This is a genomic window from Prevotella sp. P6B4, from assembly GCF_000619985.1.
Classification (GTDB): Bacteria; Bacteroidota; Bacteroidia; order Bacteroidales; family Bacteroidaceae; genus Prevotella.
In genome coordinates this window covers 19,251-33,688 of sequence record NZ_JHVE01000010.1, presented here as the reverse complement: position 1 = coordinate 33,688, position 14,438 = coordinate 19,251, and the positions used below count along the sequence as shown (strand labels likewise).

Here is a 14,438-nt window from a genome sequence, read left to right as displayed (position 1 = left end):
AAAAATTAAAGTATTATGAACACAAGTAACATTTGCACCAAGGTAACCGTTCGCCAGGCTAAGCTCAAAAACGGAATGATTTCACTCTATCTGGATTACTATCCTGCAATCCGTAACCCCAAAACCATGAAGCCGTCTCGACGCGAGTATCTGGGTATTTACATCTATGCCAGCCCAAAGAACCAGATGGAGATGGAGTTTAATAAGGACATGCGCATGAAGGCAGAAGGTATTCGATGCATTCGTGTGCAGTCGCTCATCAATGAGCAGTTCGGATTCCTCGACAAGACAAAGCAAAAGGCTGACTTCCTCACCTACTTCAAGGAGAAATGTAGAGTAAAGCATGACAGATGGGGCATTGTGTACAAGCATTTTTCAAAGTACGTCAACGGCAAATGTACCTTTGGCGAGGTCACTATTGAACTATGCCGTGGATTCCGTGAGTATCTTCTCAATGCCCATCAACTGAAGCACACCAAACAGATGCTTAGTCAGAATTCCGCTGCCAGCTACTATTCTACCTTCAGAGAACTATTGTATCATGCCTACAGGGAGAAGTGGCTGAACGAGAATATCAGTGAGTATCTTGACAAGATTGACACTCTTGATACCCATAAGGAATCGCTTACTCTTGGTGAGTTGAAGAAATTGAATAAGACACCATGCAGGATTCCTGCAGTAAAACAGGCTACACTGTTTGCGGGTTTGACAGGCTTACGTATTAGTGACGTTCTAAGACTGAAGTGGGAAAATCTTCGTATTGGTAACGATGGTGGTTATGTAATCCAGTATCGCATCAAGAAAACTGGTGCCGAAGAAACTCTTCCTATTAGCAATGAAGCCTATGAGCTTTGCGGTGAACGCAGTACGGGTACGGTGTTCAAAAAACTCAGCTACAGTATTGTAAGCTATACTTTGAAGGAATGGGTAAAGGCAGCTGGCATAGACAAGCACATCACCTTCCACTGCTTGCGTCGCACTTTTGCCTCCCTTGAAGTAAGTATGGGTACCAGCATCTATACTGTTTCGAAGATGCTTGGTCATAAGAATGTGTCCACGACACAGATATATGCAGACTTAAACGATGCCAACAAGCGCAAGGCTTCTGAACTCATTTCTCTGAAATAGTAGAGCATACGAAATCATTAACTATCAACTCCTATCATCCTTTGTCTCAGGCAATTATGAGATAAAGGATAAGACTTGATTTTGTGAATGAAAAGTATATTTTTAGCACAAATCATTACTCGTTATCACTAAAAAGCAGTACCTTTGCAGTCAACTTTTTAGGATAACGAGTTATGAATATCGACGAGTATTTTCACAAGACACTGTTTGCAAGCACTATTATAATTGGGCCTGCTTTAGCAATGACGCTACCATTTGTGTACTGGGTTCAGTACAGAGACATGCTGTTTTTCCCTAGTTTCCTTTACTATGTGACGGGAACAGGCTGTATTTCTGCAATGTTGTATTTCGGCTTATACGTTATGCCAGATAGCTTGAAAAGGCTAAAGGGAAAGAAAAAGCCAGCCAAACAGTTACTTCTTCTCCCACCACCAGCTACTTTCGTTGAAGAAAGCAAGCCTTCAGAAGAATATCATACAGCGGAGCCTAATATATATAATAAGGTGGAAGAAGTACCACCAATTCTTTCCCCTTCTGTTCCTGAAACGATTAGTAAAGCCCAGCAAGAAGAGACTGCGATGTATAAGAAACTCTACTATACTTACGTGGAGAAATACGTAAGGAAGAATCTGCCCGTTGAGGATGCCCAGATAGTATTGGAGGATATTTACCTGGCTATTGATAATCGGGCATTAGATCTGATTGTGGATGGACGTAAGACTCGTCTTCCCTTTGAGGTTAAGGCTACATCAAAATTCAGTTCTCTTAATACAGAAGACATATACCACATTGGCTTTGTCGTGAAGTTCTTCCTCAAAAAGTCTAATGTCTTTGGAGCGACTTTCATAAAAGAAGTATTCCCCAACCAGTTGAGAGAGGTAGAATTCAGCACCGTTACAACAAAGTTGACTTCAAGCGAGTCGAAAAATCCATCTATTCCAATCCCTAAAGTATGTTGGGGTGACAACCGCAGTATATCGAAGAAATTCGGCGGTCATATTACAGAAGAACTTATCAAACAAATATAATCAACAATCACTGGGAATAAGCTCAACAGTATAGTTTATTCCCAGTTTATTTTAGTTTATAGCGGTATTTGGATATACCGTTGATAAACCCTGTTCCTTTGCAGCGATGTTCCACTAAAGGGACAGGCAAAATAATGATAGAACAACAAATTCAGAATCTGACAGAGAAAGTCGATCAGCTTACCCAACTCGTTTATGAGTTGTCTAGAATGACTACTCCTATTGAGCAGTCATCAGTATCTAACCGCCATGTCCTCACCGACATTCAAGGAGCCATGCGAATTACCGGTAAGGCAAAGCCCACCATCTACGCCAATGCCCGTAAAGGTATCATCCCCAACTACAAAAGAGGTAACAAACTCTACTTCTACGAGGATGAACTCTATAAATGGATTGAGGGAGGGAAACAAGACTGCTATGGCATCAATTCCGAGGAGATGCTGAAAGAGATTCGGCAGCGAGTTCATCATCTGCCAAGTAATAACCGCTAATGGCCTGTACTATGATTAACCAGCAATGTTTACCCTTTGAGTGTTTGCAGGTGGAGATTCAAGACATCATCAAGAACTTTGTTGATGTCTATCAGTGTGATGCAGACATCGTTATCACAACCATCTATGCCATTGTGAGTATTGCCGTCAACAAGTCTATCAAACTGTTTGACGGCAAATACACAAACTATCCCTCTATGTGGATATGTCATGTAGCACCCAGCGGCAGCAATAAGAGTGCCCCTGTGAAGATGCTATACAAGCCTATCAATGAACTGAACGAAGAAGCAGTGATGGCATATTATGAAGAACTACGAAATACTGATAGGGACGATGGAGCCAACAAACCGAAACCCATCTGTAAGAAGCTGTCACTCACTGACACCACCCCTGAAGCTATCTACAAAGCACTATCCTTTATGCCACAGATGATATACCGTGATGAGATCAAAGGAATGATAGACGACTTTGACCGCTATAACCGTAGTGGCATCATCAGTAACATGCTCTCCATCTGGGATAGTACCAGTTTCTGCATCGACCGTAAAACGGAAGACCCAGTTTTCATCAGAGAGCCATTCCTGGATATTCTTGGCGGCATCCAACCTGGGCTGTTAAAGTCGACATTCGGCAATCCTCAGTTGATGGTCAGTGGCTTTAACCAGCGTATTCTATTTGTTTACCCCGATAAGGTTCCAGTCACGTACTATTCAGACAAACAACTCTCTGAAAGCATTATGCCTTACTGGACTGATTTCATAAGGGAACTGTTGAAGGTAGAGCCAACGGAACTAACCCTTTCCCCTGAGGCTAAAGATTTCTATTGCACTTACTACAACATGTTGCAAGACAAAAAGTCCTCAGCCGATGACTACATGCAGTATGTCTATAGTAAGTTGCAGATTATCATCCTCCGTTGGACTATCGTCACCCATCTGTTATGGGAGAAAACTTTTGATTACTATCAGAAAGATATTATCTCTGGTGATGAAATGATTCACTCAGTTCAGTGTATGCTCTATTTCGAGAGTGCTGCCGAGAAGGTCTATCAGGAGATTTGCGGTGGAATGTATCAGGGCTACACCAAGGAACAAAGCCTGAAGATTATCTATAACACCTATGGCGGTGAGGTTAATCTACAGAAACTGGCTGATGCTCTGGGCTGTTCTCGCCAGTATGTGAGCAAGGCGGTCAACAAGAAAGACCTAAGTTGACAGGTTGCGCTAAAATTTAAAGTTATGCACTGGTTATCAACAACATACACATCAAAAAGCCGCAACCTCGCAACCTTTGCATCGAATATGGCAGACAAAAGCCCTCCGCAGGAGTTCTCTGCCACTCTTCCTTAGAAGGGTGGTAGCCCACTAGCACCCTAAAGAGTGCACATGGGCTCAGGGAAGCATTCCCTAAGAACCTTTCCACAAGGGCTTCGCCCCTTGACCCCATCTTTTGAAACATCAATCACTAAAGCAAGAAAAACAATATGGCAAAAAAGACATGTATACATTTCGACCCTATTAAGCCAGGGTGCGAGATTCACAATTGGCGTTTGAAAGAACTTGATTATGTCATCAACGAACTTACACCAAACAACGAACACTGGGTTGATCCTCGATACGCAGGAAAGACCTTATCAGATATTCGCAAAGAAATCGCAGAACGCTATAAGGCCACCGTTGGACAGAAAATGCAGGCAAAAGCAGCTCCTATCCGTGAGGCAGCTGTCGTCATCAAGCCTGATACTACGATGGCTGACCTGCAACTGTTGGCAAAGCAACTTGAAAAAGAGTTTGGCATCAAGTGTATTCAGATTCATATCCATAGGGATGAAGGTTTCAACAAAACCAATCCTGACCCTTCGAAGTTGAACCTGCATGCTCATTTTGTGGCAGATTGGACACACGATGACGGCACTTCACTACGTCTGGGACGTCCGGATACCTCAAGAATGCAGACCGTCGCGGCTGAATGTCTCAAGATGGAACGTGGCAGCAGTTCTAACGTAAAACACCTCAATGCCATACAGTACAAGGAGAAAAAAGCTCTTGAAAATATCTCTTCCCTTAGGTCGCTTGTCCGCAAGTCTTTTCTCTCCAAGGATGCTAAGAATGCACTCTACAAGAAAATCGACCAACTCGTAGAGGATCTAAAGGCAGACCCATTGAACATCGAACTTCAGCAACAAGTGGAACAACTGACTGAAAAAGTCTTGCAACTTCAGGCGGATATAGAGCGACGGAAGCAACTACACGAACAGGATCAAAAAGTCATTTCGGCTTTAAGGGATGAAAACAAGCTATTGCGTAACAACAATAAACAGAGTGCAGCCCTAAACGAGAAGGCTCATAAGGAGATTGACAGCCTACGTAAAGAAAACATGGATCTGAAGCGCAAGGCATATCCAGAACGTTATGTCCTACCCTCCTTCATCGATGTAGAAGCCACCCATGCCTATAAGGACAAACAGGGGCAGTGCCATATCATGATGAAGTTTACAGGTGGCTCCAAGGAATACAAGGAGAAAATGAGCAACGAGGACTTTGTGGCTTTCAAAAACGGTAGTTTGACGAAAGAAGAGGTTATAGCCAAATACCACAAGCCACGCATCGAAGCCTATATCCGTAAAGAATTTTCGAGACCCGACAAACGCTCCGCTGCTATATCCCTCATAGAGAAAACAATATTCAGCTACATGAAGCTCTACTCCAGTTCCACTTTTGTTCCATCATCTAATGGTGATAATAACCCACGCAAACGTGGAAACTATGATGACATTGACGACATGAATGAAGAAGAAAGGAAAGGGAGATCATATAGATGATACTACCTTACATTCACATATAATTGAATCACTAGTGTCCCGTTAAGACGAGACACTAGTGATATCGCGATACAATAACTTTAATGCTTTGACCTATAAAACTCAAACATAAATGCCTGTCCTTCAGTAATCTTACATACTGAATATCCTCCATTCTTAAGGGGATACTTATAAACAGACACCTTCCCATTTGTCAAATCCCCAAAGTTGTTTTCCGCAACTAATGCATTGGATTTAGATTTTAGTTTATATCCGAAATTAAGGAGTTGGGTACGAAACTGATATCCATCTTCTCCGAAAAGTCGAAAACTAACATATATACATACTTGGGGGTGATCTGCAAACTCCATCGTGACAGGACACTGTGGAAAATCATAAAACACTTTACCCCCTGAGTATGCCATTGGATAAACATCACAATCTTTTTCTATATTTTCTTTCGTAAAGAAACTTGCTCCAACCCAGTTTGCTAGATATTCTGGCGTCAACAACTTTTCACGTCTTTCCTGTATTTCATTATTATCTTTTAATCTAGCATTATTAATTGAATCTAATCTTGCTCTATTTGCCAATTCCACAGCCCTTTTTCTAGCCTTTTCCTTTTGAATAAATTCTTCCGAATCATATGAAGGTATATACATCAATTTTTTACCATCCAATGTTGTTAATATAGAATCTCTGTATATTCCTTCCTTAAGCCAGATTGATACTTTCTTTTCAAAACTTTCATTCTTTGGAAGGATGCCATCAATATTAAACATGTTAAACGCAAACCTGTAGTCTACTTGCGAACTCCCGAAAATATCCTTATATCTACCAAAATGAATTTTTTCATTTCGACTGGTAAATACTAAAATAATATCTGCTTGACAAGAACGATCGGTACTATCTCGATATGTCATACTTTTTACAAATATATCAAGACCTTTTGTGCCTTTTTTGTTTAGAGGAATTGATACTCTTGTACCTTCTTTTAACAAAGGTAATGGGTTTTGTGCACAAACCACAGCAATACTTGACATTGCCATCAAAAAGCAAATCATTAATCTTTTCATACGCTTACTTTTATGATTTGACATAGGGTCATATCATACACTATTGATTAATAGCCCAACATTGCAGCTGGCGTTATTCCTAAAGTGACACAGAGCAGACGGGCAATTTTCAGCGTAGGCTCTGCCCTTCCTGAGACGTAGTCGCTTATGCGTGAAGGACTAACCCCAATCTCTGTAGCCAACTGCTTCTGGCTCATCTTCTTCTCGTCGAGCGAGAGCTGTATCAACTGGGCTACAGTAGGTTTGCCTATAGGATAGTGCTCTTTCTCGTAGCCAATAACAACATCAGACATCATTGTCAACTCCACAGCATTACGGTCGTTGGCTGGCGTGTTGTCATCCACCATCGGCAACAGTTCCTCAATCCGTGCCAATGCGAATTCATATTGCTCTTTCGTAATCTTTGCCATATCTGTACCTCCTATATTATATCGTTGAAACATCTATCTTATCATATTCACTGTGAGTACCCACAAATCGGATGAAGATATGCCCGATTGTGAACTTTACGACCACAACAAGTCGATATTTGTTGCCTCTTATGTCAAAGACATAATGCTGATTCCCAACGTAGTCTGTTGTGGGGAAGTCTGCCTTTATATCCGATAGGTTCTTCCACTCTGCATTTTCTGCGATGTTATACCATCGTTCAAGTGCAGCCTGAGCGTCTCCATGTCCTTCTGAACTATAGAACTCAACTAATCGCCTATGTGATACTATCCTCATATTGGGTGCAAATTTACGAAATAATTTTGAAATTCAAAAGAATATCGCTCATTTTTTCTGTTTTTTAGGATTTTTCTTTCGAATTTCTTTGTTATCTTGTGATTATTGATTATCTTTGCAGCGCAATAGTGCAGAACAGATGATGATACTCTTCTGAGTGAGAAGGGCGAGTTTAGTGGAAGACCTGCCTATGAACTAAAGGGATGGGAATCGCGAAATTCCATTTCCCAAAGTTCATTTGTACGGTTTAACTCATAAAGTACAGATTATCAACACTGTATAGATATTGCGTGGGAAAGTAGATTATAGCTAATTGATACACAGGCTATTACATCGCTTTGTTAGAGTATTTTAACAAGTAAGTAAGAATTAATCAAGATTAAATGCAATTACCTATAGGTCAGCAGATTAACACATTTGCTAATCAAGTTTTATTATTACATTCTGCATAAGATTTCGTCAGAAGTGATGGAAAAAACATTCAAAAATCTGCAAATATCTGAGACTCATTTTCAGGGTTGTTTACACCCCATATTTGCAGATGTTTGCAGATTCTAAAATCGCATCAATTCATAGATTGCTCTTAGCGACATTTGTTAAACAATTTAACAAAATAGTACGTCTGTGCCATTTTTTTCTTGTTTCTGCGCACAAGCCGTGAGGCTGAATGCCATTAATGCCGTGCAAATAACTGTAATCAGTTTCATATTGTCTTCTATTTACTTGTTCTTTGCAGCCTTTACCCATACAGGATCTTCGCTCATGGCTGGCTTGTTGACTGCCATCACACCTGAGAGGTTGTGGGGCACGTATGGCTCTTCTATATAGCGGATGTCATCGGCGGTCAGACGGACATCAAGCGACTTTACGGCACCTTCGATATGGTGCAGCTTGGTGGCTCCCACAATGGGTGACTCCACCTTGGTCAGCAACCAGGCAAGGGAAATCTGAGTCATCTCCACATCATAGCGATTGGCCAGTTCCACTACGCGATTCACGATGCGGTTGTCCTGCTCAGCGGTGGCATCGTATTTGAAGTGCATGAACGAGTCTTCGGCCTGTCGCTTCGAAGTCTCGCCGGGACGCTTGGCCAACTTGCCGGAAGCCAGTGCGCTGTATGGGGTCATGGCAATGCTCTCCTCGCGGCAGAACGGGAACATCTCGCGCTCTTCCTCACGCATAATCAGGTTGTAGTGGTTCTGCACACTTATGAATTTTGCCCAACCGTTTTTCTCGGCCATCGCGTTCATCTTCGCCACCTGATAGGCGTAGGCATTGGCGATGCCGATATACCGTGCCTTGCCTGCATGCACGGCCTCGTTCATGCCCTCCAGAATTTCCTCTGCCGGTGTCTTGTAGTCCCAGATGTGGTAGATGTACAAGTCCACATAGTCCATGCCGAGGTGCTGCAGGCTGCTGTCGATGTTGCTCAGTACATGCTGCCGACCATCGATGCCGTTCGTGATTTCCTCCTCTGTGCGAGGCAGGAACTTCGTGGCCACCACCACGTCTTCGCGGCGTGCCATATCCTTCAGCGCCCTGCCCACGAACTGCTCCGAAGTGCCCAGCTGATAGGCTATCGCCGTGTCGAAGAAGTTCACGCCGAGGTCGAGTGACCGACGAATGATTTCCCGTGTCGGCTCTTCGCCAATCGTCCACGAGTGCTGTCCGATACTGGCATCTCCAAAGCCCATGCAGCCGAGGCAAATGCGCGACACGTTGAGGTCTGAGTTTCCAAGTTTTACGTATTCCATTATTATATCTTATTTCAGTTTGTTATACACTTCGTCAGTCACAGGCTCAAGCCACTCATTCGAGGCTCCTTCCTGAGCATCACGGTGATAAGTAAGGTGTTGGAACCATGAATCTTTGGCGGCTCCGTGCCAGTGTTTTACCTCTGCAGGAATGGCGATGACTATCCCAGGAGTCATCTCGACGGCATCCTTGCCCCATTCCTGATACCAGCCACGACCACTGACACAGATGAGTACTTGTACTGCTTTGTGGTGGATATGCCAGTTGTTACGGCAGCGAGGCTCGAAGGTAACGTTTATAACACCACCGCCAACGTCAGCCAGATAACTCTGACCGATGAAATACTTGCCGTAAGGGTTCGGGGCGCCTTTCGGCCATTTGCTGCGCAAGGTATACCCCTCGCTGTCGAGCCAGGCACAGAGTTCATCAACCAGTTCCTGACTATTGCCCATGTTCACGGCTCCCTGCTTGTGGGCAGCCAACTGTGAAACAACACCTTCGAGACCACTCAGGGCAGCAACGGTCACTATCTCGCGGTCAGCAGTAGAGAGTTGGTCGCTGGCGAAGATGTCACCGAAGAGGTGCGACTTCAGATAGTAGTCATCCTGCGGACAGAAGTTATAATCGAAAGAACGGCCAGAGAGTTTCGTCTGCACCTCTGTACCTTGCTTCAGAGCTTTTGCAGCGTCATCCCATATTTCAGGACGTTTCCAAGGCTTTCCTTCCTGCCATGAGGGCTGTTTGTTATCCAACACCTTATTTAGAACGCCTAATGCATTCAGCGAGCGTGGAAAGCCCGTGTAGGCATAGAGCTGTGAAAAAGCCTCCTTCAGCTCATTGATAGTCACGCCGTTGTCGAGTGCCATCTTCACGGCAGGCTCCAACCGTTCCAATTCACCCTGTGCCATCAGGCAGGCACATGCTGCCAATCCCTTTTGTCTTTCGGTCATCGTCTGACCTTGTATTGTTGCCATAGTCATTACTGCTATTATAAATGTTACTATTCTTTTCATCTGATAATCTTAACTTTGTTGAACTTGCTCACGTTCGGAAATAAAAATGAATTTTCATTTCTCTCACTTAATCGCAACTTTTTTCCCGTCTTTAATCACAATACCCTTTTGTCCTACCAGAGCGAGAGTGCCCTGCAGCGTATAGACCTTTGACTTTTTTACGTCAGACTCAACATGGCTGATTCCTGTCGTAGATGAATGAAAGTTCTGTGTCGGCAGCCAGTTCTCAATCAGCGAATTGCGGTTTGAATGGTTGCTGGCATTAATCCAAAGCGCATCACCTGCCCATGTCACATTGGGGAGCAATCGCTGGGCATCTGCCACTACGCCGCTGATACCACTCGAATGACTCGACACAATCATCGCCACCGTCTTGCCAGCCAATTTTGTTCTGTTCTGGAAGAGGAAGGTCTGCATAATAGCCGCCATCTGGCTCCACCAGAGCGGAGTCACGATGATGATATTTTGATAATCATCGATACTGACAGTCACGGGGTCGATGGCTGGATAACTGCTTGCATCGTTGGGATTCGCCTTAATGGCGTTCAGCAGTTGCGTACCCAGGGCATAGTTGTTCGCCTCATACCTAAGTCCTTTCCTTTGCGGGTTGAATCTCCAATTGGTCAGCCGTAATCTGACTGGCCAGGCTGTTCACTATCGCCTTGCAGTTGCCCGTGTAGCTGTAATACACAATTAGCGTCTTGGCCATGTGGGCCTGATACTGAATTGTCTCTGCCTTCACCTCGCTGTCCGACGAACAGCAGGTCAGCAGCAAAGCTGTCATAAATAGTAAAAAATGTCTCATATATTACGTATTATTTAACTCTCTTGAAAATTCTGCTCATCGTCTCAGTGGCAAGCGGTGTGAGGTCTTGCAGTTTCAGTGACTTCACCATGTGGAGTGTGCCCTGCTTGTATTTCTGGAAGTGGGCGGTCTGGATGTGGAGCTGATAAGCCTGCTGTGAAGCGTAGATTTCGAGGATGCGAATCTGAGTGCTGTCCTCCTTCATCTGATTTGGAAAGAGACAGAGCACACCAGGCTCTTCTGCGAGGCTCTTCTGCTGAATTTCTGTTGCAGCAGTGAGATAGGCTTCGAGGTGTTCAGGATGTACTTCTATCTCGGCAATGCGAACGAGCATCGTATCATCATGCTTTTTCGCTGTCGGTTTGTCGGAGGACAGTCCCAACAGCCATTCAGCATTCTTGTGGAGAATCATCTCGCGATACGCTGCAAGGTCTGGCTCAGTAGTCAGGTACTGTTGCATGCGCTGGAGGCTCTGGGTGAGCACCTGCGGGGCGACGTAGGGATAGTCGGAACCATAGAGCAGATGGTCGGGCGTGGTGATGGTGAGCAACATGTGGATGACCTCTGGCGAGTGGGCACCGGCGAGGTCGTAGTAAAGGGCTGCGAGGTTGGCATCCCAGTCGATATCGCCCACGAGTTTATTAGCTTGCATCACGGGAGTTAGCGACTGCATGCGCGACACCATCAGCGGCAGATAGGCTCCGCAATGCGGCACTACCACCTTGACGTTGGGGTAGCGAGCCAGCACATTACGACTGATCATATTCGACACGGCACGGGTGGTCTCTGAGAGATATTCCTGCATGGCGAGGGGTGTCTGTTGCATGACCTGATGGTTGGTTGGTTCAGGACGATGTGGATGCAGGATGACGACAGCCTTGCGTTCATTGAGGAACGAGAAGAGGGTGTCGAGTTCTGGGGCACCCAAATACTGACCATTGACGTTAGTGGCCAGTTTGATACCGTCGGCACTCAGTACATCCAGAGCATAGCGGGCTTCCTCGATGGCTGCATCTACATCGGGTAGTGGCAGAGCTGCACAGAAGCGGAATCTGTCAGGGTGCTCGTATTTCAGTTTGGCTGCTGCCTCGTTGGTGGCACGTACAACCTTCGCAGATGTCGGCTGAGGAGCCGCTAATGTCAAGACTGATGTATGAATACCCGCTTTGTCCATCCACTTTAGTTGCGCCTCTGCATCCCACTTCGGAAGAGGAAAGCCCTCGTCCAACAGCCTTCCCTCCCTGTCGAGGGCAGACATAAACTCAGGTGTGATGATATGCGAGTGCATATCAATCACACCCTGAGCCTGCATCATCGTTGCAAACAGCGTTGCTATAATCGTTGTCCTTATTCTCATAAAAGTACTATCTTTTTTATTTCTCATCTCCCTTTGGAGGGGTTGGGGGAGGCTATTCCATTGAGTGTTCCCAACCTCCGCGAGTATCAATACCTGTAGCATCTGCAAGAGCTTCGAGGCGTGCAACTTCCTCTGAGGTCAACTGAATCTTAGCGGCCTCGGCAGCCTCGATGACGTGACGCTCTTTGGTGGCTCCAATAATGGGCTGTGTTCCCTTGGCGATAGCCCAGGCGATGCCGATCTGCGAGCACGATGCACCGTACTTCTTGCCGATGGTGGTCATCTCATTAGTGAGGGCTTCAAGCTGTTCCAGCACGGGGTTGTACTTCTTACCGCGATCGCTCTCTGCAGGCAGCGGATTCTCCTTATTATATTTACCAGAGAGTGCACCCTGTTCCAGTACCATGTAGGCCCAGAACTCGATACCGTTCTCCTTGCAATAGTCCAGCACGCCACCTTTCTCACTCGAACGGTAGAGCAGTGAGAAGTGGTTCTGCACGGCACTCACCTTAAAACCTGCCTCGTCCAGAATCTCGTTGGCACGACGTATCTCAGCGATGTTATGGTTCGACACGCCTACGCGCTTCACCTTGCCTGACTGCAGCAGGGGAATCAGTCCTGGTGTCCAACGCTCCACGTCCATCGGGTTGTGAATCCAATACATGTCGATATAGTCGATGCCCATGCGATCAATTGAAGCGAGAGCCATTTTCTCAACGCTATTTTCATAAACCTCTGCCAGCTGCGGGGTAAACTTAGTTGAAACCTCCACATCCTCGCGCTTCTCGCCAGCCACAAACGAGCCAAGAATCTTCTCCGACTCGCCCATGCCATACACGGTAGCCGTGTCCCAGAGGATTAGTCCGTTCTTCATAGCCGCGTCGAATACGGGCTTCAAGTTCTCTACGTCGGTCTTGCTGCCGAATACTGCGTCTCCTCCAAATGCTCCTGCGCCCCAGGCCCAGGTTCCTAATGCGATCTTTGCCATAATTTTCTAATTGTTTTGATTTGATGGTGCAAAGGTACGGAGATTTTTGCAACTTCTACTTAACTGATTTACTGATAAATCAACCCAAATAACGGATTCTACTAATTTTACATCCTTGTCTCGCAAAAAATGTGTACCTTTGTACCCGAAATGAAGCAAAGTTTGAATGTTGAATCAGTTAACGACTACGCCCGCTACGTCGGAGCAGAGGAGTTGCATCCGCTCGTCTCGATTATACATTATGACGAGCTGGAGCACTGTCGCCATTCGCTGAACAACTATCAGGTGTACGGTGTGTTCTTGTTGCAGGAAAGCCCTTACACCATTACATACGGGCAGGGTCACTATAGCCACAGTTCTGGATCGTTGCTCTGCGTGGCTCCAGGGCAGACGGGAGGTGTGAGCGACAATGGTGAGATTATACATATTAAAGGATGGGTACTACTGTTCTCGCCTGAACTGCTTCACGGCACAGACCTCGGACGACGCATAGATGACTATCATTTCTTCTCCTACTATGAAAGCGAGTCGTTGCATCCTACGCCAGAAGAACAAAGAACGATAGAAGTATGCTTTAAGATGATTCGCAATGAACTGCGTTCTAAACCAGACAACGAGCATCTGCGCCGCATCATCATCGCCTACCTCGAACTGATACTGGAGTATTGCGCTGGATTCTATGAGCGTCAATTCAAGACTGAGATTACAGCCGACAACGACCTTCTGAAACGCTTCGATGATTTACTGAAACATTATTACAGCGAAGGACGGCAGCGCAAGCTCGGCCTGCCCACCGTCCGCTATTGTGCTCAGGAGCTGTTCCTTTCGCCTAACTACTTCGGCGACCTTATCCGTCAGGCTACAGGCGAGACAGCCACAGCCATCATCCGCAACTTCGTGATGCAACGAGCCACCGCCTATCTGCACGACGGAAAAACCATCTCAGAAACTTCTGAGCTCCTCGGCTTTGAATATCCGCAACATTTTACTCGTGTATTCAAAAAACACTTCGGTCTCACTCCCAGCGAGTTTTTAAGGAAGTAAGTCATTCCAATTGCTTTTCTTTTTAAAAGGCACAAAACTGAATGCACACATTTTAGTATATTATATAACCTTGCACTAAAGCAGGTTGGATAATATGCAATACAATTTCAAAAAACACTACTACGATCCAAACGATAGTTTGGACGCAGCATGGAAAGCAAGAATCTCTCATGAGAAGCTTTCCGTAGGACATAGAACAAATAATTGTCACAAAGATCTACGGCATC

General features: G+C 45.2%; 15 protein-coding genes. 6 read left to right on the top strand and 9 right to left on the bottom strand.

The annotated features are described in order from the left end of the window. Positions 1–15: 15 nt before the first annotated feature. The 5 genes from T491_RS0107995 to T491_RS16020 all read left to right on the top strand — a co-directional run bounded on the left by T491_RS0107995 (position 16) and on the right by T491_RS16020 (position 5,468). Positions 16–1,128, top strand: coding sequence for a site-specific integrase (locus tag T491_RS0107995; protein WP_028903433.1), 1,113 nt, complete (start codon positions 16–18; stop codon positions 1,126–1,128). Between the two features lie 173 nt (positions 1,129–1,301). After that, on the top strand, positions 1,302–2,156 hold the full coding sequence (locus T491_RS0107990) for a hypothetical protein (RefSeq protein ID WP_028903432.1): 855 nt from the start codon (positions 1,302–1,304) through the stop codon (positions 2,154–2,156). Positions 2,157–2,290: 134 nt separating this feature from the next. Beyond that, complete coding sequence (locus T491_RS0107985) at positions 2,291–2,647, top strand: helix-turn-helix domain-containing protein (RefSeq protein WP_028903431.1); 357 nt, start codon at positions 2,291–2,293, stop codon at positions 2,645–2,647. Between the two features lie 11 nt (positions 2,648–2,658). Beyond that, entirely contained in the window at positions 2,659–3,861 is a 1,203-nt protein-coding gene (locus tag T491_RS16025; protein WP_197018830.1) for a DUF3987 domain-containing protein, read from the top strand. A 269-nt stretch (positions 3,862–4,130) separates the two neighbouring features. After that, entirely contained in the window at positions 4,131–5,468 is a 1,338-nt protein-coding gene (locus tag T491_RS16020; RefSeq protein ID WP_051523044.1) for a hypothetical protein, read from the top strand. An 80-nt stretch (positions 5,469–5,548) separates the two neighbouring features. Here the strand turns inward: T491_RS16020 and T491_RS0107965 are convergent, their stop codons facing one another. From T491_RS0107965 to T491_RS0107930, 9 genes are all read right to left on the bottom strand, one after another. Beyond that, positions 5,549–6,523, bottom strand: a complete 975-nt coding sequence (locus T491_RS0107965; protein WP_155950077.1) for a hypothetical protein — start codon at positions 6,521–6,523, stop codon at positions 5,549–5,551. A 47-nt stretch (positions 6,524–6,570) separates the two neighbouring features. Continuing rightward, positions 6,571–6,933, bottom strand: coding sequence for a type II toxin-antitoxin system HigA family antitoxin (locus T491_RS0107960; protein WP_028903428.1), 363 nt, complete (start codon positions 6,931–6,933; stop codon positions 6,571–6,573). A gap of 16 nt (positions 6,934–6,949) precedes the next feature. Further along, entirely contained in the window at positions 6,950–7,249 is a 300-nt protein-coding gene (locus T491_RS0107955) for a type II toxin-antitoxin system HigB family toxin (RefSeq protein WP_028903427.1), read from the bottom strand. Between the two features lie 719 nt (positions 7,250–7,968). Further along, complete coding sequence (locus T491_RS0107950; protein WP_028903426.1) at positions 7,969–9,003, bottom strand: aldo/keto reductase; 1,035 nt, start codon at positions 9,001–9,003, stop codon at positions 7,969–7,971. Positions 9,004–9,012: 9 nt separating this feature from the next. Then, positions 9,013–9,978, bottom strand: coding sequence for a carboxymuconolactone decarboxylase family protein (locus tag T491_RS0107945; RefSeq protein ID WP_197018829.1), 966 nt, complete (start codon positions 9,976–9,978; stop codon positions 9,013–9,015). Positions 9,979–10,080: 102 nt separating this feature from the next. Continuing rightward, the gene (locus T491_RS18065; protein ID WP_231480218.1) at positions 10,081–10,509 is read right to left on the bottom strand and encodes a flavodoxin; all 429 of its coding nucleotides are present in this window, start codon (positions 10,507–10,509) and stop codon (positions 10,081–10,083) included. A 94-nt stretch (positions 10,510–10,603) separates the two neighbouring features. After that, the gene (locus T491_RS18060; protein ID WP_231480217.1) at positions 10,604–10,822 is read right to left on the bottom strand and encodes a hypothetical protein; all 219 of its coding nucleotides are present in this window, start codon (positions 10,820–10,822) and stop codon (positions 10,604–10,606) included. A gap of 10 nt (positions 10,823–10,832) precedes the next feature. After that, positions 10,833–12,179 carry an amidohydrolase family protein gene (locus T491_RS16010; protein ID WP_231480216.1) on the bottom strand — a complete coding sequence of 449 codons (1,347 nt, stop codon included), beginning with the start codon at positions 12,177–12,179 and terminating at the stop codon, positions 10,833–10,835. A 52-nt stretch (positions 12,180–12,231) separates the two neighbouring features. Beyond that, positions 12,232–13,167: an aldo/keto reductase gene (locus T491_RS0107930; RefSeq protein WP_028903424.1), complete on the bottom strand. Its 936-nt coding sequence runs from the start codon at positions 13,165–13,167 to the stop codon at positions 12,232–12,234. A 150-nt stretch (positions 13,168–13,317) separates the two neighbouring features. On the opposite strand from T491_RS0107930, the gene T491_RS0107925 reads away from it, so the two are divergent. Further along, positions 13,318–14,211, top strand: a complete 894-nt coding sequence (locus T491_RS0107925; protein ID WP_028903423.1) for an AraC family transcriptional regulator — start codon at positions 13,318–13,320, stop codon at positions 14,209–14,211. Positions 14,212–14,438 lie beyond the last annotated feature (227 nt).